Origin of the sequence: Nonomuraea sp. NPDC005650, assembly GCF_040605375.1 — a bacterium.
Classification (GTDB): Bacteria; Actinomycetota; Actinomycetes; order Streptosporangiales; family Streptosporangiaceae; genus Nonomuraea.
The window spans coordinates 247,076-270,264 of record NZ_JBEXCR010000009.1 but is presented as its reverse complement, the minus strand read 5'-3'; the positions used below and the strand labels follow the sequence as shown (position 1 = coordinate 270,264).

General features: G+C 69.5%; 19 protein-coding genes. 6 read left to right on the top strand and 13 right to left on the bottom strand.

Going from position 1 to position 23,189, the window contains the following annotated elements; translation table 11 throughout:
- The first annotated feature begins 58 nt into the window (after positions 1–58).
- Positions 59–850: an arginase family protein gene (locus ABZS69_RS18075; protein ID WP_355373184.1), complete on the top strand. Its 792-nt coding sequence runs from the start codon at positions 59–61 to the stop codon at positions 848–850.
- 67 nt (positions 851–917) lie between these two features.
- On the opposite strand, the gene ppdK is transcribed toward ABZS69_RS18075, so the two are convergent.
- Positions 918–3,551 carry a pyruvate, phosphate dikinase gene (ppdK, locus tag ABZS69_RS18070; RefSeq protein WP_355373182.1) on the bottom strand — a complete coding sequence of 878 codons (2,634 nt, stop codon included), beginning with the start codon at positions 3,549–3,551 and terminating at the stop codon, positions 918–920.
- Positions 3,552–3,780: 229 nt separating this feature from the next.
- Here ppdK and ABZS69_RS18065 point away from each other — a divergent pair, with 229 nt between their 5' ends.
- A complete protein-coding gene (locus tag ABZS69_RS18065) occupies positions 3,781–5,127 on the top strand; it encodes a cytochrome bc complex cytochrome b subunit (RefSeq protein WP_355373179.1) in 1,347 nt (448 codons plus the stop codon).
- Here the strand turns inward: ABZS69_RS18065 and ABZS69_RS18060 are convergent.
- From ABZS69_RS18060 to ABZS69_RS18015, 10 genes are all read right to left on the bottom strand, one after another.
- Positions 5,124–6,290, bottom strand: a complete 1,167-nt coding sequence (locus ABZS69_RS18060; protein ID WP_355373176.1) for a HAMP domain-containing sensor histidine kinase — start codon at positions 6,288–6,290, stop codon at positions 5,124–5,126. The genes ABZS69_RS18065 and ABZS69_RS18060 overlap by 4 nt on opposite strands.
- A complete protein-coding gene (locus tag ABZS69_RS18055; RefSeq protein ID WP_355373174.1) occupies positions 6,287–6,952 on the bottom strand; it encodes a response regulator transcription factor in 666 nt (221 codons plus the stop codon). The genes ABZS69_RS18060 and ABZS69_RS18055 overlap by 4 nt, the downstream gene beginning before the upstream one ends.
- A 24-nt stretch (positions 6,953–6,976) precedes the next feature.
- A complete protein-coding gene (locus ABZS69_RS18050) occupies positions 6,977–7,834 on the bottom strand; it encodes a trypsin-like peptidase domain-containing protein (protein ID WP_355373171.1) in 858 nt (285 codons plus the stop codon).
- Positions 7,813–8,757, bottom strand: a complete 945-nt coding sequence (locus tag ABZS69_RS18045) for a VWA domain-containing protein (RefSeq protein ID WP_355373169.1) — start codon at positions 8,755–8,757, stop codon at positions 7,813–7,815. The genes ABZS69_RS18050 and ABZS69_RS18045 overlap by 22 nt, the downstream gene beginning before the upstream one ends.
- On the bottom strand, positions 8,754–9,731 hold the full coding sequence (locus tag ABZS69_RS18040; RefSeq protein ID WP_355373166.1) for a DUF58 domain-containing protein: 978 nt from the start codon (positions 9,729–9,731) through the stop codon (positions 8,754–8,756). Before ABZS69_RS18040 ends, ABZS69_RS18045 begins: the two co-directional genes overlap by 4 nt.
- A complete protein-coding gene (locus ABZS69_RS18035) occupies positions 9,728–10,759 on the bottom strand; it encodes an AAA family ATPase (protein ID WP_355373163.1) in 1,032 nt (343 codons plus the stop codon). The genes ABZS69_RS18040 and ABZS69_RS18035 overlap by 4 nt, the downstream gene beginning before the upstream one ends.
- Positions 10,760–10,826: 67 nt before the next feature.
- Entirely contained in the window at positions 10,827–10,973 is a 147-nt protein-coding gene (locus tag ABZS69_RS18030; RefSeq protein ID WP_355373160.1) for a hypothetical protein, read from the bottom strand.
- 96 nt (positions 10,974–11,069) lie between these two features.
- Positions 11,070–11,612, bottom strand: a complete 543-nt coding sequence (locus ABZS69_RS18025; RefSeq protein WP_355373158.1) for a gluconokinase — start codon at positions 11,610–11,612, stop codon at positions 11,070–11,072.
- A complete protein-coding gene (locus ABZS69_RS18020) occupies positions 11,612–12,706 on the bottom strand; it encodes a D-2-hydroxyacid dehydrogenase (RefSeq protein WP_355373155.1) in 1,095 nt (364 codons plus the stop codon). Before ABZS69_RS18020 ends, ABZS69_RS18025 begins: the two co-directional genes overlap by 1 nt.
- 7 nt (positions 12,707–12,713) lie before the next feature.
- Positions 12,714–13,430 (bottom strand): FadR/GntR family transcriptional regulator, encoded by a 717-nt coding sequence (locus ABZS69_RS18015; RefSeq protein WP_355373152.1) that lies wholly within the window; start codon positions 13,428–13,430, stop codon positions 12,714–12,716.
- A 136-nt stretch (positions 13,431–13,566) separates the two neighbouring features.
- Here ABZS69_RS18015 and ABZS69_RS18010 point away from each other — a divergent pair, with 136 nt between their 5' ends.
- From ABZS69_RS18010 to ABZS69_RS17995, 4 genes are all read left to right on the top strand, one after another.
- The gene (locus ABZS69_RS18010; protein ID WP_355373149.1) at positions 13,567–14,856 is read left to right on the top strand and encodes an ABC transporter substrate-binding protein; all 1,290 of its coding nucleotides are present in this window, start codon (positions 13,567–13,569) and stop codon (positions 14,854–14,856) included.
- 68 nt (positions 14,857–14,924) lie between these two features.
- Entirely contained in the window at positions 14,925–15,785 is an 861-nt protein-coding gene (locus ABZS69_RS18005; RefSeq protein WP_355373147.1) for a sugar ABC transporter permease, read from the top strand.
- Positions 15,782–16,660, top strand: coding sequence for a carbohydrate ABC transporter permease (locus tag ABZS69_RS18000; RefSeq protein WP_355373144.1), 879 nt, complete (start codon positions 15,782–15,784; stop codon positions 16,658–16,660). Before ABZS69_RS18005 ends, ABZS69_RS18000 begins: the two co-directional genes overlap by 4 nt.
- Complete coding sequence (locus ABZS69_RS17995) at positions 16,657–18,261, top strand: alpha-amylase family glycosyl hydrolase (protein ID WP_355373142.1); 1,605 nt, start codon at positions 16,657–16,659, stop codon at positions 18,259–18,261. The genes ABZS69_RS18000 and ABZS69_RS17995 overlap by 4 nt, the downstream gene beginning before the upstream one ends.
- Positions 18,262–18,310: 49 nt before the next feature.
- Here the strand turns inward: ABZS69_RS17995 and ABZS69_RS17990 are convergent, their stop codons facing one another.
- Together ABZS69_RS17990 and ABZS69_RS17985 are read right to left on the bottom strand one after the other, a co-directional pair.
- Positions 18,311–21,421 (bottom strand): M14 family zinc carboxypeptidase, encoded by a 3,111-nt coding sequence (locus ABZS69_RS17990; RefSeq protein ID WP_355373139.1) that lies wholly within the window; start codon positions 21,419–21,421, stop codon positions 18,311–18,313.
- A 340-nt stretch (positions 21,422–21,761) separates the two neighbouring features.
- Positions 21,762–23,147, bottom strand: a complete 1,386-nt coding sequence (locus ABZS69_RS17985; RefSeq protein ID WP_355373136.1) for a glycine--tRNA ligase — start codon at positions 23,145–23,147, stop codon at positions 21,762–21,764.
- Positions 23,148–23,189 lie beyond the last annotated feature (42 nt).

The window sequence follows — 23,189 nt, the reverse complement described above, 5'->3', positions numbered from 1 at the left end:
CCCAGAGCGCATGGAAATGATCTGGACCTTGGATTCCGGCGCCTCGTATCGTCGCCGCATGACGACTGTGCTCTCCGTACCGCAATGGCAAGGCTCGGCGTCCGACAGCGCGTCGCGACTGACGGCCGGCGCCCACCGCGCCGCCGCGCTCGTTCCGGCCGACGCCGTGGTGACCGTGCCGGTGCTTGAGACCGGCGGGGACAAGTCCGCCGGGATCCGCGCCTACGACGTCCTCGTGGAGAACCAGCGGCTGACGAGGAAGGCGCTGGCCGGCATCGACGACCGCGTGATCACCGTCGGCGGCGACTGCGCGGTCGACATCCCGTCGATCGCCGCCGCCCACGCCCGCTACGGGGACGCGTTGACGGTGCTGTGGATCGACGCGCACCCGGACGTCTACAGCCCGCAGACCCTGCCGTCGGGCGCCTTCCACGGGATGGTGGTGCGCGCGCTGCTCGGAGACGCCCCGGCCGGCCTCACGCCGGAGCAGCCGCTGAGGCCGCAGCAGGTGATCATCGCCGGGGAGCGGGCGGGCGACGTGTCCGAGCACGAGTACCTCGCGGCAACCGGCCTGCGCAGGTACGGCGTCGAGGATCTGGAGCGCGCGCTCGACGGTCTGCACGGTCCCGTGTACGTCCACATCGACCTGGACGTCCTGGAGCCCACGGCCTTCGGCTCGACCTGCTACCCGGAGCCGAACGGCGTGCAGCCGCAGCGACTGGTCGACCTCGTCTCCCGGGTGGACGACATCATCGGCGCCGCCATCACCGAACACGCGCCGGCCGGCGACGACGCCGATCCGGCCGAGGCCGAGGTGATCCGCCTGCTGGGCACCGCACTGACCCGCTGACCATCTGCTTCGGCGAGGGGGCCCACCCGGTAACCAGGTAACGGGTGGGGTTCTGCCTCTCCGAGGGTCAGCGGGTGTCGGAGTCCGAGTCGGCCAGGGCGGCGCGGCCTGCTTCCAGGCGGGCCACCGGGATGCGGAACGGCGAGCAGGAGACGTAGTCCAGGCCCACGTCGTGGCAGAAGTGGACGGAGTCGGGGTCGCCGCCATGTTCGCCGCAGATGCCGAGGTGCAGGTCCGGGCGGGTCGAGCGGCCCTCCTCGACCGCGATCCTGATCAGGCGCCCGACGCCCTCCCGGTCCAGGGTCTCGAACGGGGAGACGCCGAAGATGCCCTGTTCCAGGTAGCGGGAGAAGAACGCCGCCTCCACGTCGTCCCGCGAGAAGCCCCACGTCATCTGGGTCAGGTCGTTGGTGCCGAAGGAGAAGAACTCGGCCGCCTCCGCGATCTGGGCCGCGGTCAGGGCCGCCCTGGGGACCTCGATCATGGTGCCGATCAGGGCCTCCACCCCGGCCTCCGCGAGGATCCTGGCCGCCTCCTCACGTACCGACTCCAGCTCCTGTACGGCCGCCACCAGCGGGATCATGATCTCCGGCCGCGCGCCCGGCACCTCCTTCGCCGCCTGGGCGATGGCCCGCACCTGCATGGCGAACAGGCCGGGGATCACCAGGCCGAGGCGGACGCCGCGCAGGCCGAGCATCGGGTTCTGCTCGTGGAGGCGCTTCACCGCCGCCAGGAGCTCGCGGTCCTTGTCCGTGGCCCCGTCCGTGGCGACCTTGACGGACAGGTCCACGATGTCGGGGAGGAACTCGTGGAGCGGCGGGTCGATCAAGCGAATTGTGACGGGATTTCCGTCCATAGCTCGAAATATCTCGGTGAAGTCGGCCTTCTGCAGCGGCTCCAGCGCGTCCAGGGCCGCCTGGCGCTCCTCGCCCGTCGACGCCAGCACCAGGTCCTCCACGAGCTGCCTGCGCTCGCCCAGGAACATGTGCTCCGTCCGGCACAGCCCGATCCCCTGCCCGCCGAACCGGCGGGACCGCGCCGCGTCCTCCGGGGTGTCCGCGTTCGCCCGCACGCCCAGCCGCCGGGCCGAGTCCGCGTGGCGCATGATCCGGTCCACGGCCTTGACCAGCTCGTCCTCCGGCTCGGCGCCCTCGAAGTACTCGACCACGGCCGAGTCCACGACCGGCACCTCGCCCAGGTAGATCTCCCCGGACGTCCCGTCGATCGAGATGAGGTCGCCCTCCGACACCACCACCCCGCCGGGCGCGGTGAAGCGGCGTTCGCGGGTGGAGACCTCCAGTTCCTCGGCCCCGCACACGCAGGTCTTGCCCATCCCCCTGGCCACCACGGCGGCGTGGGAGGTCTTGCCGCCCCGGCTGGTCAGGATGCCCCTGGCAGCGATCATGCCGGCCAGGTCGTCGGGGTTGGTCTCGCGGCGGACGAGGATGACGTCCTCGCCCTGCCCCGCCAGCTCCACCGCCCGCTCGGAGGAGAAGACGGCCTTGCCCACGGCCGCGCCGGGCGAGGCGTTCATGCCCTTGGCGATCTTCTTCTTGGCCGCGCCGCCGTCGAAGCGGGGGAACATGAGCTGCGCCAGCTGGTCGCCGTTGACGCGGGTGACGGCCTCGTCGATCGTGATCAGGCCCTGGTCCACGAGCTGGGTGGCGATGCAGAACGCGGCCGCCGCCGTGCGCTTGCCGACCCGCGTCTGCAACATCCACAGCTTGCCGCGCTCGATCGTGAACTCGATGTCGCACAGGTCCCGGTAGTGGTTCTCGAGGGTCTCCATGATCCCGAGCAGCTCGTCGTACGAGCGCTTGTCGATGCGCTCCAGCTCCTCCAGCGGGATCGTGTTGCGGATGCCGGCCACCACGTCCTCGCCCTGGGCGTTCTGCAGGTAGTCGCCGTAGATGCCCTGCCTGCCGGTGCCGGGGTCGCGGGTGAAGGCGACGCCGGTGCCTGAGTCGTTGCCGACGTTGCCGAAGACCATGGCCACGATGTTCACGGCGGTGCCGAGGTCGGCGGGGATGCGCTCTTGGCGGCGGTAGAGGATGGCCCGGGGAGCGTTCCAGGAGTCGAAGACCGCCATGACGGCCAGGCGCATCTGCTCGCGCGGGTCGGTGGGGAAGTCCTTGCCGGTCTGCTCGCGGACGATGCCCTTGAACGTCTCCACGAGCCCCTGCAGCTCGCCCGCGTCGAGGTCGGTGTCCTGGCGCCGGCCCTTCAGAGCGTCGAGCGCGTGCTCGAACAGGTCGCCGTCGATCCCGAGCACCGTCTTGCCGAACATCTGGATGAGCCGGCGGTAGGAGTCCCACGCGAAGCGGTCGTTGCCGCCCGCCTGCTTGGCCAGGCCGTGCACCGACTCGTCGTTGAGCCCGATGTTGAGGACGGTCTCCATCATGCCCGGCATGGAGAACTTCGCCCCCGAGCGCACGCTCACGAGCAGCGGGTCGTGGGCCTGCCCGAGCCGCCTGCCCATCTGCTTCTCGAGCGCGTCCAGGTGCTCGGCGACCTCCTGCTCAAGGCCGTCCGGCACGGCGCCCGCCGCCAGGTAGTGACGGCAGGCGTCAGTGGTGATCGTGAATCCGGGGGGAACGGGGAGCCCGAGGTTGGTCATTTCGGCAAGGTTCGCGCCCTTGCCCCCAAGAAGATCCTTGAGATTCCTGTTGCCCTCGGTGAAGTCGTAAACGTACTTGGCCACCACACGCTCCAATCAACGCCTCTGCCCGGACTCTACCGGCGAAATTGATGATGAAACTGCACTCCTCGGATAAGTCATCGTTTGTGCAGGTCAAAGCCCCATCAAAGGTCTAATCCAATTAAAGTTCTAGAAGGCACAAAATTGGCTTAGACCAATTGGTTTACACCAATTCTTGAGAAAGGTGGCGGACGGGTGCAGAATCGGATCACACCCCCATCAGGAGGCCCCCATGGCCACTCCTACCAAGTCCGGGCGGCGCGCCCGGATCGTCGCGGGATCCGCGAAAACGGCCGTCGATTCGGTGATCTACCTTGACGATCGGCTGCCCTTCGCCCGCTGGCTCCGCCCTCAGCTGCGCAAGCTGTTCCCGAGCCACTGGTCGTTCCTGCTGGGCGAGCTGGCGCTCTACTCGTTCGCGCTGCTGGTGCTGACGGGCACGTTCCTCACGCTGTTCTACAAGCCCAACCCCGACGTGGCCTTCTCCTCGGCGGCGGAGATCAGCCTGGACGTGCGGGGCGGGCTGCTGATGCGGCAGCTTCACCACTGGTCGGCGACGGTGTTCGTGCTGGCGATCGTGGCCCACCTGTGCCGCGTCTTCTTCACCGGCGCGTTCCGGCGGCCGCGTGAGCTGACGTGGATGCTCGGGGTGGTGCTGTTCGGGCTGGTGCTGTTCGAGTCGTTCCTGGGCGTCTCGCTGCCCGGCGACCAGCTCGCGATGGCGGGGCTGCGGCAGGCGCAGGGGCTGCTGCTGTCGATCCCGCTGGTGGGCACGTACCTGTCGGCGTTCGCCTTCGACGGCGGGTTCCCCGGGCAGGTCCTCCCGCGGATCTTCGTCACCCACGTGCTGCTGGTGCCGGGGATCCTGATGGCGGTGGTGCCGCTGCACGCGCTGATCCTCACCTGGCGGCAGAAGCACACCGAGCGAAGGAGTTCCGGCGAAGGGAAGGTCACCGGTGGGCCGTTCTTCCCCTACTTCGCGGTCAAGAACGGCGCGACGGCGCTGTTCACGATGGGGGCCATCGCGGCGCTGGCCACGTTCGTGCGGATCAACCCGGTGTGGGAGCACGGCGCGTACAGCGCGGGCGGCTACGTCCCGTCGGCGCAGCCGTTCTGGTACTACGGGGTGCTGGACGGCGCCCAGCGGCTCGTCCCGCCGTGGGAGATCACGATCGGCGGGTACGTCCTGCAGCCCGGGCTCTGGATCCCGCCGCTGATCCTGACGGTCTTCTTCGGGATCCTGCTGCTCTACCCGTTCCTGGAGCGGCGTTTCACCGGCGACGGCGACTACCACCACCTGCTCGACCGGCCGTCGCAGGCCCCGGTCCGCACGGCGCTGGGCGTGGCGGTCATCGCGTTCTTCACCGTGTTGTGGGCGGGCACGTGGGTGTCGGAGGCGGCGCCGCGGATGCACTCCGCGCCCGGCTTCCCCGAGCCGCCCCCGGCCCCGGCCGCGCTGCTCACGGTGCCGCACGACACCTACACGACGGTCGTGGTCGGGCTGCGGGTGGCCGCGTTCGTGGTGCCGGTGCTGGCGTTCCTGGTCACGCGGGCGCTCTGCCGCAGGCGTTCCGCCTAGAGGGGATTGTCCTGGGGCGGCGCGCCGGGCACGCCGTCTCGCGGCGGCAGCCAGAGCACGAACGTGGCCCCCTCCCCCAGCCGCGAGAACACCGCCACCCGCCCTCCGTGCGACTCCACGATCTGGCGGACGATGGCCAGGCCGAGGCCCGTGTGGCGGTCGCGGCGGCTGGACTCGCCGCGCCAGAACCGGTCGAACACCCGCGCCTGGTCGGCCGCCTCGATCCCGGGGCCGTCGTCGCGGACCGCGACCCACAGCCAGCCCTCCGACCTGCCCGCCGCGACCCGGATCGCCCCGCCGGGCGGCGAGAGGCGTACGGCGTTGGACAGCAGGTTCGCCACGGCGCGGCGCAGCGCGTCGGCGTCGCCGGTCGCCTCCAGCCCGGAGCCCAGATCACGGGTGATCGTCAGGTCGCGGGCGGCGGCCGGGGTCGCGTACTCCTCGCACGCCTCCCGCACCACCCTGGCCAGGTCGAGGTCGGCGTCGGCGAACGCGCCGCCCTGCCGCCTGGCGCTGGCCAGCAGGTCCTCGACGAGCCTGGTCATGCGGGTGGTGGCGCGGTCCACGACGGCCACGGCCCTGACCCGCTCGTCGTCGCTGGCCTCGGGGGCGGCCAGCACGGCGTCCACGTTCGCCCGGATGATCGTCAGCGGGCTGCGCAGCTCGTGGGAGGCGTCGTCGATGAGCTGGCGCTGCGCCCTGAACGCCTCCTCCAGCCGGTCCAGCATGGTGTCGATGGTGTCGGCCAGGTCCTTGAGCTCGTCGCGCGGCCCGTTCAGCTTGATGCGCCGCTTGAGGTCGGTGGCCTGGATCTCCTCCGTCGTACGCGTGATCGACCTGACCGGGCGCAGCACACGGCCCGCCAGCACCCAGCCGATGCCCAGGCTGGCGACGTAGAGGCCGGCCAGCGTGATCAGCGAGTAGTCGCGCAGCGTGGCCATCGTCCTGACGTTGACCGCGTTCTCGACCTCCTCGACGAAGACCACCTCGCGCTTGCCGAGGTAGGTGTTGCCGCTGTAGGTCTTGGCGAACTCCGTCGTGATCGGGCGCTGGTCGGTGGTCTTGGAGACGGCGTAGTAGGTGCCCCCGAGCACGAGCGCGGCCAGCACGAAGAGCAGGCCCGAGTAGAGCACCGTGAGCCGGAAGCGGATGGTGTGGATCATGCCGGTTCCTTGAGCCGGTAGCCCCGGCTGATCACGGTCTCGATCAGGCCCTCCTCCTGCAGCTTGCGGCGCAGGTTGCCGACCGTGACACGGACGGTGCTGGTGAACGGGTCGGTGTGCTCGTCCCAGACGTGCTCCAGCAGCTCCTCGGAGGAGACCACGTGACCGGGGCGGCGCATGAGGTAGTGCAGCACCCCGTACTCCTTGGGGGTGAGCGCCAGGGACCTGCCGTGCAGCGACACCTCCAGCCTGGCGGTGTCGATCCGCAGCCCGCCCACCTCCAGCACGGACGTGCCGGCGCCGGAGTCCCTGCGCAGCAGCGCCCGCACCCGCGCCAGCAGCTCCGGGAACGCGAACGGCTTGACCAGGTAGTCGTCGGCCCCCTCGTCGAGCCCGCGCACCCGGTCGTCCAGCCGGTCGCGGGCGGTCACCATGATGATCCGCACGCCCTGCCCGGCCGCGCGCACGCTGCGGCACAGCTGGAAGCCGTCCCCGCCGGGCAGGTTGAGGTCGAGCAGGACCAGATCGTACGCGTTGACCTGCAACTTCTCGTGCGCGGAAGGCGCGTCGTAGGCGACGTCCACCGCGTATCCCGCACGGACGAGGCCGACGCGCAGCGCGTCGACCAGGTCCTCCTCGTCCTCCACCACAAGCAGCCGCATGCCCTGCACCCTATTTTGAGCACCCTAGTTTCGGATGATTCGTTCCGCGATCGGCGCCGCCCGGTCGATGGGGATGGCGAACCCGATGCCGATGTTCCCGCCGCCGCGCCCGGACGCGATCGCCGTGTTCACCCCCACGACCTCGCCCCGGGCGTTGACCAGCGGGCCGCCCGAGTTGCCGGGGTTGATGGACGCGTCCGTCTGCACAGCCGTGCGCAGTGCCGCCGACCGTGCCGAGCCCAACCGTACCTCCCGGTCCAGTGCGCTCACGATGCCGGCGGTGACCGTGCCCGACAGGCCGAGCGGGGAGCCGATCGCGAGCACCTGGTCGCCGACGGCCAGGTCGCCGGACCTGCCGAGGGTGGCGGGCGTGAGATCCCGCGGGTAGTCCACCTCCAGCACGGCCAGGTCCTCGCCGTCGTCCTCGCCGATCACGCGGGCGGCGATCCTGCGGCCGTCGCTCAACACGACGGTCGCCCGGTCGCTGCCCCTGATCACGTGCGCGTTGGTGAGGATGTGGCCGCGGCCGTCCACCACGAACCCCGAACCGCCCCCGCTGCCCGTCTCCACCGAGACCACGCTGGGCAGTACCCGGGCCGCCGTCGCGCTCAGCCCGCCGAGACCGGCCGACGGGGCGGGCGCCACCCTGGGGAGGGCGGCGGCCGGGACGGGCTCGGCGGCTTCGGAGAGCCGCGCCCCCGCCACGCCCGCCACCGCCCCGGTGACCGCCGCGACGAGCGCGGCGGCCACCAGCAGGCGCCCCTTGGGCGGCGCCTTCCCCGGCGCGACCTGCGGCAGCGTGCCGGAGATCCCGATCGGCGGGGTGACGAACTCCGGCCCGCGCGGGCTGCCCAGGCCCCTCATGGCAGCCTCGAGAACCACAACATCGACGTCACCGCCGCGATCAGCGCGAAGGCCATCCCCGCCGCCACGAACCACATCCATACCTCCTGCCGCTCGGTCCGGTAGCCGACCGACGTGCCGATGTCCTCGTAGACCGCCTGCAGCTCGTCACCGCTGGCCGCCTCGTAGAAGCCGCCGCCGGCCGCCTCGGCCAGCCCGCGCAGCGCCGGGCCGTCCACCGGCACCGGGATCTCGCGCCCGGAGATGTCGATCGTGCCGTCCGCCGTGCCGTACGCGATGGTCGTGACCGGCACGCCCCTGGAGGAGGCCGCCGCGGCCGCGTCGCCGACCGTGCGGCCCGTGGTGTTGGAGCCGTCGGACAGCAGCACGATGTGCGCGGGCGGCGTCTCCTCCTCCGAGTCGAGCGCGGCGATGGCGTCCAGCGAGGAGTAGACCGCCTCGCCGATGGCGGTGCCCGAGGCGGTGCCGAGCCGGTCGAGCGCGCTCAGCACCGCCTGCCGGTCGGTGGTCGGCGGCACGGCCACGGACGCCGACGAGGAGAACGACACCAGGCCCAGGTTGAACCGCTCGGGCAGGCCCTCCACGAACTGCCTGGCCGCCTGCTTGGCCGCCTCGAACCGGTTGGGCCGGACGTCGGTGGCGCCCATGGACGCCGACACGTCGAACGCCACCATGATCGTGGCCCGCTCCCTCGGCACCCGCACCTCGGCCGTCGGCCGGGCGAAGCCGATCACGAGCAGGACGAACATGAGCAGCAACGCCGCCGCCGGCACGTGCCTGCGCCAGCCGGGCCGCCTCGGGGCGATCCTGTCGAGCAGGTCGAGGTTGGTGAACCTGACGGCGTACGCGGTCCTGCTCCGCAGGGCCATGATCACGTACGCCAGGGCCAGCAGGGCCACGGGGACGAGCAGCAGCAACCACAGGGGCGCGATCAGCGTCACGCCGCATCACCTGCTCCCCCGGCTCCCTTGGCTCCCCCGGCTCCTCCGGCTCCCCCGGCTCCCCCGGAGGGGCGCGCCAGGGCGGCCAGGCGACGCTGGCCCATGACGTGCCGGACCAGGTCGCGTACCCAGTCCCGGTCCGTGCGCAGCCGCAGGTGGGTCGCCCCGGCCCGGCGCAGCGCCCGCGTGACGGCGTCGCGCTGCTCGGCCGCCGCCTCCGCGTACCTGCGGCGCAACCGCGCGCTCCCCGTGGCGACCTCGCGCCGCCGCCCCGTCTCCGGGTCGACCAGCGTCAGGATCCCCACGTCGGGCAGCGTCAGCTCGCGCGGGTCCAGCACCTCAACGGCCAGCACCTGGTGCCGGGCGGTGAGCCTGCGCAGCGGCGGTTCCCAGGTCTCAGGCGCGTCGAGGAAGTCCGACACGACCACGACCAGGCCGCGGCGCCGTACCACCCGGCCGAGCTGCTCGGCGGCCACGCCCAGCAGCGGCTCGGCCACCCCGGGCGGGGTGCGGGGCAGCGCGAACGCCGCCTGCAGCAGCGCCATCAGGTGCGGGCGGCCCGTCCTGGCGGGCAGCGTCCTGACGCCGCCGCCGTGCAGCAGGTGGGTGCCGATGCGGTTGCCGGTCCGCTGGGTGAGGAAGCCGACCGCCGCCAGCGCCGACACGGCCAGCTCCCGCTTCTCCATGGCCGCAGTGCCGAAGTCCATGCTGGCGGTGGCGTCGAGCAGCGCCCAGATCTCCAGCTCGCGGTCGGCGACCAGGTCCCGGACGTGGGGCTCGTTGGTGCGGGCGGTGACGTTCCAGTCCATCCGCCGCACGTCGTCGCCCACCTGGTACGGCCGCGTCTCGGCCGGCTCGCTCCCCGGCCCCGGCACCAGCCCCAGATGCTCCCCCTGCAGCAGTCCATCCAGTCTCCTGGTGATCGTCAGCTCGAGCCTGCGCAGCGCGGGCTCGGCCATCAGGTACGGCCTCATGCCACGGCTTCGTTCTGCTGTGCCTGGTACTGGGCCTGCTGCTGGGCCTGCTGCTGGGCCTGCTGCTGGGGCGCGATGACGGGCAGCGGAACGGCCGCCAGCACCCGGTCCACGATCTGCCTGGGCGCCACCCCGTCGGCCAGGGCGTCGAAGGAGAGCACGAGCCGGTGCGCCATGACGTCGTGGGCCAGGTCCCGCACGTCCTCCGGCAGCGCGTAGTCGCGCCCCCGCAGCAGCGCCAGCGCCCGGCCCGCCGCCAGCAGGCCGAGCGTGGCCCTGGGGCTCGCCCCGAACGCCAGCAGCCGCCGCACGTCCTGCACCCCGAACCGTTCGGGGTCGCGGGTGGCGTAGACGAGGCGGACGGCGTACTCGGCCACCGCGTGGTGCACGAAGACCTCCTCGGCCCGCCGCTGGAGCGCGACGACCCGGGCGGGGTCCAGCACGGCGTGCGGCACGGGCGGGTCCACGCTCATGCGGTAGACGATCGCCAGCTCCTCCGATTCGCTGGGATAGTCCACGTCGATCTTCATGAGGAAGCGGTCCCGCTGCGCCTCGGGCAGGTGGTAGACGCCCTCGGACTCGATCGGGTTCTGGGTGGCCAGCACCAGGAACGGCCTCGGCACGGCATGGGAGACCCCGCCGATGCTGACCTGCCGCTCGGCCATGATCTCCAGCAGCGCCGACTGCACCTTCGCGGGAGCCCGGTTGATCTCGTCGGCGAGCAGCAGGTTGACCATGACCGGGCCGAGCTCGACGTCGAAGGTCTCGGTCGACGGCCGGTAGATCCTGGTCCCCACGATGTCCGCCGGGACCAGGTCGGGCGTGAACTGGATGCGGGCGAACGTGCCGCCGACGACGGTGGCCATGGTCTCGGCGGCCAGCGTCTTGGCGATGCCCGGCACGCCCTCCAGCAGGCAGTGGCCCTTGGCGAGCACCGCCACGAGCAGCCGCTCGACCATCCGGTCCTGGCCCACGATCACCCGCTTGACCTCGAACAGCGCGCGTTCGAGCAGCAGAGGATCGGTCATGCGCCCTCCTCCGTCGGTCGCATGACCGAAAATCGACTGTGTTTGACTGGTCGCTCGCTTTGCTCGCTCATGGCTCCACCACCGAGTTGTGGCAGTCGTCCATGACCACCCGCAGCTCCAGCGCGGTCGGCTCGGGATCGGCGAACGCGGCGCTTCCCGTCATGAGCACGGCGCCCGCGGCCAGCAGCACAAGAGCGAAACGTGATGTACGCATAGGACGCATGTCATCAGGCGACCGCGAAAACCCGCGTAACCGCCGTCTTTACACGATTTTTCGGTCTGCCGGCCCGCCCGGGGCGGCGGCGGGAACTCAGCCGTCCCGCAGCCTCACCTGCGGCAGGAGCTCGTCCACGAGGTCCGCGACCACGCGCTCCGGCCCGTGGGTGCAGTCCACGCGGAATCCCGGCTCGTCCGCCTGCAACGGTTCGAGGGTGCTCCATTGCGAGTCGAAGAGCGCCCCCGGCATGAAGTGCCCGGTGCGCGCCTCCAGGCGACGCACGATGAGGTCCGGCGCGGCATGAAGCTCGACGAACAACAGGTCAGGGGCCTCGGCGAGAATGATCTCCCGATACTTCCGTTTGAGCGCCGAGCAGGCGACGACCGCCCCGTCGGCCCGCGAGCCGGCCAGCGCGCCTCCGACCGATACGAGCCACGGGAAACGGTCGTCGTCCGTGAGTGGGACGCCCGACGCCATCTTGGCCACGTTGGCCGGCGGATGCAGGTCGTCGCCGTCGATGAAGCTCACTCCCAATCGTTCGGCGAGCAGGCGGCCCACGGTGGTCTTCCCGGCCCCGGACACGCCCATCACCACGACAAGTGGTGGCAGCGGAGATCCCTCCCTCTCAGGTGACATCAGTAGAACTCGACCGTGTCGACGACGTTCACGAGCGCGTGGCCGTCGAGCAGCCGGGTGGCGTTGTCGGCGAACAGTTCGGCGACGGCCGCTTCCTCGTCCGCCGCCAGAGCCGCGGTGTGCGGGCTGATCAGGACGTTGGGCAAGGCCCAGAGCGGGCTCGTGGCGGGCAACGGCTCGACCTCGAACACGTCGAGTGCCGCGAAACCGACCCGCCCCTCCTCCAGCGCCGCGACGAGGGCCGATTCGTCGACCACGCTGCCCCGGCCCACGTTCACGAACGTGACGCCGCGTTTGACGCGGGCGAGCAGCCGTTCGTCCACGAATCTCTCCGTCAGGCCGGTGCCCGGCAGCGCGCACACGATCGCGTCCATGTCGCCGACGACGTCGTGCACCTCGTCGATGCTCACGAATCGGTCGACGTCCGGGTGCTCGGCGCCGGCGCGGCGCGAGGTCGCCGTGACGCTCATGCCGAGCGCCGACAGGGATCGGGCGACGGCCCTGCCGATCCCGCCGAAGCCGAGAATCAGCACCTTCTGGCGGGAGATCTGCCGTGACATCCACCGCTCACTCCACTGGCGCCGGCTTTTCAGCCGCATCAGCCGGGGGACGTCCTTGGCGCCGGAGAGAACGCCCAGCACCACGAACTCCGACAGCGGGGATCCGTGCACACCGGCGGAGGTGGTGAACGTGACCCGCCGGAGGTGCGACGGGCTCAGCCCGGCCTTCCCGACCTGCTGACCGCCGCCGGCGGAGGTCGTGTGCACCCATCGGAGACGCGGGTTCGATCGCACCGTCCGGGCGAGCGCCGTGGGGTCGACGTCGGGGATCCCCAGCAGCACGTCGGCCGAGTCGAGGAGGGCTTCGAATTTCCGCTGCTGCTCCGGGGTCCGGCGAAACGCGGGATCGCCGGAGAAGTCCGCCCTGTGGCGGATGGGCGGCAGCAGCGAGGGGTCGACCAGCAGGGTCACGCGGGGTTCGCGTTCCATGATGCGCCGGTAGGACTCCTCGTGCAGGGGGTTGGCGACGGCTACTCTCAGGTGTTTCCGATCGGGCGGAAGTCGTTCCCCGACCGGCGTGTTGTGATCGCTCACTCGCGGGTCAGCTCTCCACGAAGAGCCGCTGAGCACGTTTCCACGCCTCCACGGAAGTCGCCATGTGAACCTTCATCGCGTGCCGTGCCTTGTCGGGGTCACGCTGTTCGACCGCTCGCAAGATCTCCGTGTGCTCCTTCAACGCAAGCGAGATCGCGCCAGGAAGACGATCGGTCAACTGGCGCGCGTTCAACAGAAGATCGCCCACACCTTCGAGCACGTTGCGGAAGGCCACGTTGTGGCTGGCGACCGCCAGTGCCGCGTGGAAGGCGACGTCGGCGCGGTAGGCGCCTTCGCCGTCCCGGTGGGCGCGTTCGTAGTCGTCGAGGGCGACGCCGATCGCTTCGAGGTCGGCGGGTGTCGCCTCGGTCGCCGCGCGCTCGGCGATCGCCGTCTCCAGCACGCGCCGCAGTTCATAGATGTCCCCAACGGCCTCCCCTGCCAGTAATGCGGAGATCGCCGCCGCCTCGACCGCCGCCTCGATCGGGACGGAGGTCACCCTCGCCCCGACGCGTGGACGCACGTCGAGATAGCCCATGGTCACAAGCGACTGGACCGCCTCCCGGACGGTGTTGCGGCCGACCCCATAGGCCTCCATCAGCTCTTTCTCCCCCGGGACCTTCGAGCCCGGCGGGTACTGGCCACTCTTGATCTTGAACAGCAGGTCGTCGGCGATCGAGGCCGACAGGTTCCTCCTGGTCACCTTGACACGAGGTTCGATCATATGATCTACTCCATTCATCCTACAAATAGGATTATTCGGATCCTAGCGATAATTCGCTGCCTCAGCAAATCCCCCGGGCCTGCTCGATTCGTGGCGCTACGACGACATAGCCCAGAAGTAACCAGAGAAAGCAGCAATGATGTTCACAGCCGAACGACGTCTGCTCCGTGCCGTCACGACAATTGGAGCGTTCTCCGCTCTGGCCGTAGCGCTCACAGCGTGTTCCAACTCCGAGCAGTCCGCCGCCACCGGCACGGCGCTCGATCCCGCGCTGGCCAAGTCGGCCAAGGGGAATATCACGGTCTGCGGGCCGACGGACTCGTCGGGCGTTTGGAAGGCCACGATGGAGGTTTTCAACAAGGCGCATCCCGGGACGTCGGCCAATTACGTGGAGCTGGGGGCGTCGGCCGACGACCAGTTGCAGCAGATCACGCAGCGAATGCAGACGAAGTCGACGCAGTGTGACGTCGTCCGGCTGGACGTGGTGTGGACGGCGCAGCTGGCCGCCCAGGGCTGGCTCGCGGACATGAGCAAGGTCATCTCGTCCAAGCTGGACAAGCTCATTCCGTCGACGGCCGGCACCTTGCACTACAAGGACAAATACTGGGGCGTCCCGTTCTATTCGAACACGGGCCTGCTCTACTACCGCACCGACAAGGCGCAGGCTCCGCAGACCTGGCAGGAACTCTACTCGTACGGCGAGGCGGACCCCAAGAAGGGATTCCTCTATCAAGCCTCACAAAGTGAGTCCCTCACTGTGAGCTTCCTCGAATTGTTGTACAGCGCGGGCGGCCAGGTGCTGAACGACAAGGGCGAGGTCGCCGTCAACTCGCCGCAGACGACCGAGGTGCTGACGTTCATGCAGAACGGCATCAACAAGGGCGCCGCGCCCAAGGCGGTGCTGACATATGACGAGGACGCCACCCGTCTCGCATTCGAGTCCGGCGCCGGGGCGACCATGCGTAATTACCCCTACGCCTACGCGGCCGGTCAGAAGTCGGCCATCGCCGGCAAGTTCGCCGTGACGCCGCTTCCCGGATGGAAGACGCCAGGCAGCGGCGTCGGCGTGCTGGGCGGCAGCAACGTCGCCGTCAGCACGTTCTCCAAGAACCAGGCGGGCGCCCTCGCGATGATCGACTTCATGACCAGCGACAGCTGGCAGGAGGAGATCGCCGTCAAGAACGCGCTCGCCCCCGCCATCACGGCCGCCTACGCGTCCGAGCCGGTCAAGAAGGCCCTGCCGTTCTCGCAGGAGCTGCTGAAGGCGCTGACGAGCGCGAAGTCCCGGCCGGTGTCGCCGGTGTATCCGCAGATCTCGCAGGCGATCTACCAGACCGTCGGCAAGGTGCTGTCCGGAGAGCTGACCCCGCAGGCGGCCACCTCGCAGATGGCGGACAAGGTCGGCACCGCCCTCAAGACGTTCTGATGGCGATGCGGTTCTTCCGATCCTCGAGGCACCTCTCGGACGCGAACGAGAGGCGCCTCGCGGGGCGTATGGTGGCGCCCGCCCTCATCCTCATGGCCGGCGTCGCCGGCTATCCCGTGCTCTACGCGATCTGGCTCTCGCTGCACCAGTACAGCGTCATCACCCCGGGGCTGTCGCGCTTCGTCGGCCTGGGCAACTACGTCGAGCAGCTCACCTCGCAGGCGTGGTGGCAGTCGGTGGGCAACACCTTCCTGTTCACCGCGATCTCGGTCCCGCTCGAGCTGGTCATCGGAATCGCGCTGGCGCTGCTGCTGAACATCGCGTTCCGGTTCAGGACGCTGCTGCGCAGCATCGTGCTGCTCCCGTACGCGATCCTGACGGTGGTGAGCGCCATCACGTGGCGGACCATCTTCGACCCGGATCTGGGTCTGGTCTCCACCATGCTCAGCTCCCTCGGCCTCACCGACGCCGGCGTGGTCTGGCTGGGTCAGAGCGGGTACGCGATGACGGTGGTGATCCTGGCGGACGTCTGGAAGACGGCCCCCTTCGTCGCGCTCCTGGTGCTCGCCGGGCTCCAGGTGATTCCGGCGGAGCTGCGCGAGGCGTCGCAGATCGACGGCGCCGGCGCGCTGCGGCACTTCAGGAGCATCACGCTGCCCCTGCTCTGGCCCGCGATCGCACTGGCGATGATCTTCCGGACGCTCGACGCCCTGCGCGTCTTCGACCTTCCGTTCGTCCTGACGCGCGGCGCGTACGGCACGGAGACCATGTCCGTCCTGGCCTATCAGACCTTGCGCGGCAACCAGCTGATCGGCGAAGGATCCGCGGTGTCGATCCTCACCTTCGTCATCGTCATGCTGGTGTCTTTCCTCTACATCCGCTTCGCCGGTGGCAACATCCGATCGGTCGTCAAGGGAGGCTCACGATGACCAATGCGACCACCGGCCGCCGGCCGTCACCACGGCGCAGGCCCCGACGGCGCGGCGCCGAGCACAACCCGCTGGTCTGGTGTGCCATCGCCGTCGTCATGGTCTTCTCGATCGTGCCGGTCTACTGGCTCGTCAACACGTCGCTGAAGACCGGGCCCGACCTCTCGACGGCGAGTCTCACCCCGCCGCGCCCCACTTTCGAGAATTACCTGGCGGTCCTCGGCGACAGCCAATTCGTGGGCGCCCTGGTCAACTCCGTCATCGTGGCGGCGACGACGACCATCCTCGCGCTCGCCGTCGCGTCGTTCGCGGCGTATCCGCTCGCCCGGCTCCCGATGCGCGGCAAATTCCTCATCCTGAGCATCGTGCTGTCCGTGACGACCTTCCCGGGCATCGCGATCGCGGCGCCGATGTTCTCCCTGTGGAACGATCTGGGGCTCTACAACACGCTGGTCGGACTGATCATCCCCTATCTGACGTTCACGCTGCCGTTGTCGATCTACACCCTCGTGTCGTTCTTCAAAGAGATCCCCGTGGAGCTCGAGGAGGCGGCCTACATCGACGGGACGTCCCCCTTCCAGGCCTATTACAAGGTCATCCTCCCGCTCGCCGCGCCCGGGATCGCCACCGTGGGGATCCTCGCGTTCATTTTCGCCTGGAACGAGTTCCTGCTCGCGGCCACGCTGACGTACAGCCCCGAGGCCCGCACCGTTCCCGTCGCCATCGCGTTCTTCACGGGCGCGAGCGAGTACGAGCAGCCGCTCGGCACGATCAGCGCCGCGTCCGTGATCATCTCGATCCCGCTCATCCTCCTGGTGCTGGTCTTCCAGAAGAAGATCGTGTCCGGCCTCACCGCGGGGGCGGTCAAAGGATGAACACCCAGAACGGACGGTGGTGGCGCGAGGGCGTCTTCTACCAGGTGTACGTGCCGTCGTTCCAGGACGGCGACGCGGACGGATTCGGCGATCTGCGAGGCGTGGAACAGCGCCTCGACCACCTCGCGGCACTCGGCGTGACCGCGATCTGGCTGAGCCCGATCTACGCTTCGCCGCTGCTGGACTTCGGTTACGACGTGTCCGGTTACACCGAGGTGGGGGCGGTGTTCGGCGATCTGGCCACCTTCGATCGGATCGTCCGGGGGGCGCACGATCGAGGGCTCCGGGTCGTGCTCGACTACGTGCCCCAGCACACCTCCAGCGAGCATCCCTGGTTCCGCGACGCGCTTTCGAGCCGTGACAGCGAACATCGGGACTGGTATCTCTGGCACGACCCGAACCCGGACGGCGGCCCGCCGAACAACTGGGCCTCCGCCTTCGGCGGCCCCTCCTGGACCTTCCACGAGCCGACCGGCCAGTACTACTATCACGCGCACCTGCCCGAGCAGCCGAGCCTGAACTGGCGCAACCCGGCCGTCAAGCAGGCCATGTTCGACGTCATGAGGTTCTGGCTCGACCGCGGGGTGGACGGGTTCCGCGTGGACGCGGTGTGGCGGCTCATCAAGGACGCGCGCCTGCGCGACAACCCGATGGATGACGGCGACGGGTCGTTCGAGATCGGGGGCGCGGCCGCCCACACCACGGTCCGGCAGATCCAGAAATACACCGCCGACCAGCCCGAGCTGCCGGGCCTGCTCGCGGAGATGCACACGGTCACCGAGGAGTACGACGACCGGATGCTGATGGGTGAGCTCCATCTCAAGCTCGAACGCGTCGCCGCTCTCGGCACGCGCGGCCTGGACCTCGCCATGAACTTCGCGCTCATCGACGCGCCCTGGAACGGCGTCGATCTGGCGAAGCTCATCCAGCGCTACTACGCCGCGCTGCCTCCCGGCTCGCACCCCAACTGGGTGCTCAGCAACCACGACCGGTCGCGGCTGGCCAGCCGGATCGGAGCGGAACGCGTCCCCGGCGCGCTGGCCCTGCTGCTCACGCTCCGCGGAACGCCGACGCTCTATTACGGCGACGAACTCGGCCTGCCCGACGCCCCGGTCGACGCCGGACATGCCCGCGACTGCGCCGAACTCCGCGCGCCCGGGCTCGGACTCGGCCGGGACCCCCAGCGCATGCCCATGCCCTGGCGGGAGAGTCCTGCGCACGCCGGATTCACCCCCGACGACGTCGAGCCGTGGCTCCCCATACCCTCCTGGGCGGGGCGATTCAGCGTCGAGGCCCAGGAACTCGAACCCCGCTCGGTCCTCGTCCTCGTCAAGGAGCTCCTGGCGCTCCGGCGGGAGCTGCCCGCCCTGCGCCGAGGGGGGATCACCGTGCTGTCCGCCCACCCTGACCAGCTCGTCTACCTTCGCGGCGACGGCGAGGACTCGCTGCTGGTGGCGGTGAATCTTTCCGACCGCGACCAGGAGATCGCGTTCCACAGTCCCAGGAGAACGCTCTGGTCGTCACACTCGGCCGTCGCCGAGCCGGCCTCTCTCACCCTCGCGCCGTTCGAGGCACGGATCCTGGCGGCTGACACTCGTTGACCCGAAGGACGGCCACCCCGCGACGAGGTGGCCGTCCGTCAGGCGGGGATCAGCCGATCAGGTACTTCATCACCTTCTTGATCGTCGCGTTCCGCTCGTTGTCGTCGGCGAGCTGCTCCAGCCCGAACCCCAGCAGCACCGTGTCCTTGGTGGAGACGGCGGCCGTGGTGTCGGCCTGCGCGCGGGCGAAGTCGCCCGCGCCGGTGGGGCTGCCGGCCGGAGGACCGGGGATGGCCCACGGGCCGAGGCCGGTCTCGAAGCCCTCGGAGTCGAGGGTGCCGCCGGTGGTGGTGACCCGCGTGTCGTCCACGAACGTGCCGACGCCGCCCGTGCCCGGGTCGGTCACGTAACTGACCGACACCTCGACCTGCTGGCCCGCGTACGCGGACAGGTCGAAGGCGACCTGCTTCCAGCCGCCGGAGTCGCCGGTGAACCGGTTCCAGGAGCCGCTGGTGCCACTGGCCGTGCAGGGGTTGCCGCCGGTCAGGTAGTGCCCCAGCCACGGGTGCTCGCCCAGGTAGAAGCCGGCCTCGCACTCCGACGGCACCGTGCTGTCCGTGCCGCCGTTGAGGTCGGGCAGCGTGGTCCAGTTGTCCTGGCCGACTGTGTGGGCCTCGACGATGACGTTGTCATAGCCGGGCTCGGTGTCGAAGGAGAGCTGGAAGGCCAGCCTCGGCTGCTGCGCCGCCGTCACGGATCCCAGGTTGACCGTCCTGGTCAGCCGCATGTACGAGTCGTCCGCGTGCGGCCCCCTGACGTACCACTGGCCCTCGACCGGGTCGAACGGACCGCCGGTGCCGAGCGTGTAGTCGGCCGCCGGAGTGCCCGTGAACCTCGGCAGGTCCGTGCCCATGGGCTGTAGCACGCCCGCCTCGTCCAGCGGGTTGTCCACCGTGGCCGGACCGCCGAACGTGCCGCCCGTCCCGGCCAGCGGGCCCTTCCCGGCGAAGCCGGTCGGGGAGTTGCGGGCGATGCGCCCGCCGACGCCCATGTAGTACTGGGTGAAGTCGTCGGCCAGCAGCAGGCACTCGTCGAACAGGCCCTGGATCGTGGTGACCACGCAGTCGCCGTCCGGGTCGCCGTCGAGGCCGTAGTAGATGCCTCCGACGATCGTGTCGAGAATGCCGTAGTACGCGGCCGTCTCGCCGGTGTAGAGGAGCTTGCCCCCTTCGTTGAGGTAGTCGCGGATGGAGACGGTCAGGTCCTGCTGCGACCGCTTGACGTCGGCGTCGGGCAGGTCGCCGAGCGGGGTCACGGTGACCAGGTCCTGCTGGTCCATGGACAGCCGATTGTCGCCCAGCTCCCACACGACGCCCTTGAAGTGCGACAGCACGCCCAGGTGGTGCGGCACGCCCTGCGCGTCCACGTCCCAGGTCTCGGAGGCGTACCCGGCGGACTGGAGGGCCTTCTTGTACGTCGTGGTGTGCTTGGGCGCCGTCACCGAGGGCGGATAGTCCGGGTTGAAGCCGGTGTAGTCCTCGTTGGCGACGATCAGGACCTTGGCCCGGGAGTTCTTGGCCAGGGTGTAGGTGAAGTGCGAGCTGGAGACGAGCCCGGTTCCCTGTTTGAAGCCCTGGAACCAGACCTCGACCTTGTCACCCGGTTTCGCGCCGCTCACGGTGGCTCGGTACTCGGCGAAGAACAGGTCGTTCTCGCCGCCGTACCGCTCGCCGCCCTGCCACTCCGACAGCGGCCTGGTCTGCGCCGGGCCGCCGTTGATGCGGAAGCGCATCGCCTTGCCCAGCAGCGACCTGCGGGCGGTGACCGCCACCGGCTGCGGGTCGCCGTACGACACGCTGAAGGAGTCCGGCTCGAAGTCGGGCACCGTGCGCCCGACCACGGAGACCGGATTGTCCGGCGTCTGCACGGTCTTGGCCGCGGCCAGCGCCAGCGGGACGTTCTTGAGGAACTCGTCCTGGATCAGCGCCTCGCTGTCGGGGAAGGTGAAGCCCTGGCCGCCGGCGCAGTCGGCCAGCGTCCACTCGTCATTCGGGTTCCGCTCGACCGCGTCCTCGCAGGTGGACATCTCCGGCGTGATGGACATGACGCCCCGGACGTTGGTCATGTGCCCGTCCAGCTCACCGTTGGTGGTGTAGAGCTCGGCGCCGATGTCGGGGTCGTAGCCGGGCACGGCCGGGTGGGCGTCGTCGCCGAGCATGGCCTCGAAGATCAGGTCGTCGGGCGACCGCGTGGCCTGCTGCCAGCCGACCCCGTACAGCAGCAGCATGGCCGCGGAGTGGTAGTTCAGCAGGTACGTGAAGTGCACCCGTTTGGTCAGGTTGTCCAGCGCCACGGTTTCCGGCTCCGACTGGGCCGCCTTGCCGCGGTAGGTCTGGCTGGACAGGATGTTCGAGGAGCCCTCGTTGTCGTAGCCCCACTTGTAGGCGAAGTTGCGGTTGAGGTCGACGCCGTCGGCGCTGGTGAGCTGCCCGTCGCCGTCGTTGTCGCGCAGGTTCTTGCGCCACAGCCGGTTGTCGGGGGTGAAGGTGTAGTCGTAGCCGTCGGGGTTGGCCACCGGCATGAACCACAGCTCGGTGGTGTTCACGAGCTTGGTGAGCTCGGCGTTGCCGCCGTAGCCGTCGAGGAAGTGGTGCAGCAGCCGCCGGACCATCTCGGGTGTGATCCACTCGCGGGCGTGCTGGGCGGCCATGTAGAGCATGGCCGGGCGCTTGCCGTCGGCGAGCTTGCGGGCGTCCTTGGTCACCTTGATCGCGGTGATCGGCGTGCCGTTGAGGCTGTTGCCGAGGTTCACGACCTTGGCGATGCCGGGCTTGGCGTTGGCCGCGGCGATGATCTCCTCGCGGAGGCCCCCGGCGCCCGCGTACCGCTTGAACACCCCGTCGCCCTTCTGCGCCAGCCGCGCCTTGTCCGCGGTCTGGGCCTTCAGGGTGATGCCCTGCTTGGCGAGCGTGTCGGCCAGCGCGGCGGCGAGGATCACCTCGATGGTGACCTTCCCGTTCGCACGCTTGACGATCCGCATCTCCTCGCGGTCCACGCCGGCCGCGACGAGCCTGGCCAGCTGGTCCGCGGTGAGCTCGCCGGTGTAGACGAACACGCCGTCGGGGCCCGGAGCGGGCTTGGGCACCGCCGACGCGGGTGGGATGGCGAACGAACCGAGTAACAGGAGGGTGCCGGCGAACATGATTAACGCGCGCTTCATCGCGCCTCCGAGAAATCAGCCCCCGAATGTCGCTAGGGATGCCCGCAATCTCCGTGTATGCCGGTGGCCTTGTCAATCAAGACGGCCACATGTGGTCAAAATTCGAACTATGTAATCCAAGGCACATCCGGATTCGTATGGAGGCCCCATCCGCAGGTCAAGCCTGCGCGCGTCACGGAGGCGCGGCGGTGAGGCGGAGGAGCGTCACCCTGGAGGGCCCTCAGCCCGGTGCGGCGGGTGGTGCCCACCGTGCGCAGCCGTAAAAGACCGTGGTTGTGAACGCGCAACGGGCCGCCCGCCGTGAGAACGGCGAGCGGCCCGTGATGAGCGCTGGACGAAACTAGTCGTTCAGGTGCTGGCGCAGGTAGGACTCGACGCCCTCGATGGAGATGCGCTCCTGGGCCATCGAGTCGCGCTCGCGGATCGTCACCGCCTGGTCCTCGAGCGTGTCGAAGTCGACCGTGATGCAGAACGGCGTGCCGATCTCGTCCTGGCGCCGGTAGCGGCGGCCGATGGCGCCCGCGTCGTCGAACTCCACGTTCCACCGGCGGCGCAGCTGCGCGGCCAGGTCGCGGGCCTTCGGCGACAGGTCGGCGTTGCGCGAGAGCGGCAGGACCGCGGCCTTGACCGGCGCGAGCCGGTGGTCGAGCCGCATGACCGTGCGCTTCTCCATGACGCCCTTGGCGTTGGGGGCCTCGTCCTCGCTGTAGGCGTCGAGCAGGAACGTCAGCGTGGCCCGGTCGACACCGGCGGCCGGCTCGATGACGTAGGGGATGTAGCGCTCCCCCGTGTCCTGCTCGAAGAAGCTCAGGTCGGTGCCCGACGCCTTGGAGTGGGCGGTCAGGTCGAAGTCGGTGCGGTTGGCGACGCCCTCGAGCTCACCCCACTCGGTGCCGGTGAAGTTGAAGCGGTATTCGATGTCGACGGTGCGCTTGGCGTAGTGGGACAGCTTGTCCTTCGGGTGCTCGTAAAGGCGCAGGTTGTCCTTGCTGATGCCCAGATCGGAGTACCAGCGGTAGCGCTCGTCGATCCAGTACTGGTGCCACTCCTCGTCCGTGCCCGGCTTGACGAAGAACTCCATCTCCATCTGCTCGAACTCGCGGGTGCGGAAGATGAAGTTACCCGGCGTGATCTCGTTGCGGAACGACTTGCCGATCTGGCCGATGCCGAACGGGATCTTCCTGCGGGCCGACTGCTGCACGTTGAGGTAGTTGATGAAGATGCCCTGCGCGGTCTCGGGGCGCAGGTAGGCCAGGCCGGACTCGTCCTCGACCGGGCCGAGGTAGGTCTTGAGCAGGCCGCTGAACTGCCGGGGCTCGGTAAAGGTGCCCTTGTTGCCACAGTTGGGGCAGGTGATGTCGGCCAGGCCGCCCTCGGGCACCTTGCCGTTCTTCTCCTCGTACGCCTCGATCAGGTGATCGGCGCGGAAGCGCTTGTGGCAGGAGAGACACTCGGTCAGCGGGTCGGTGAAGGTCTCGACGTGGCCGCTGGCCCGCCACACCTCGGGAGCCAGCACCACGCTGGAGTCGAGGCCCACCACGTCGTCGCGCGACTGGACCATCGACAGCCACCACTGCCGCTTGACGTTGTTCTTGAGCTCGACACCCAGTGGACCGTAGTCCCACGACGCGCGCAGTCCGCCGTAGATCTCGCTCGACGGGTATACGAGCCCGCGGCGCTTGGCGAGGCTGACGATGGTGTCCATGACGTCGGTGCGTCGTGCCATTTTGGTTGATTCTCTTTCCGGCTGGAGGTCGGCGAGTGAAAT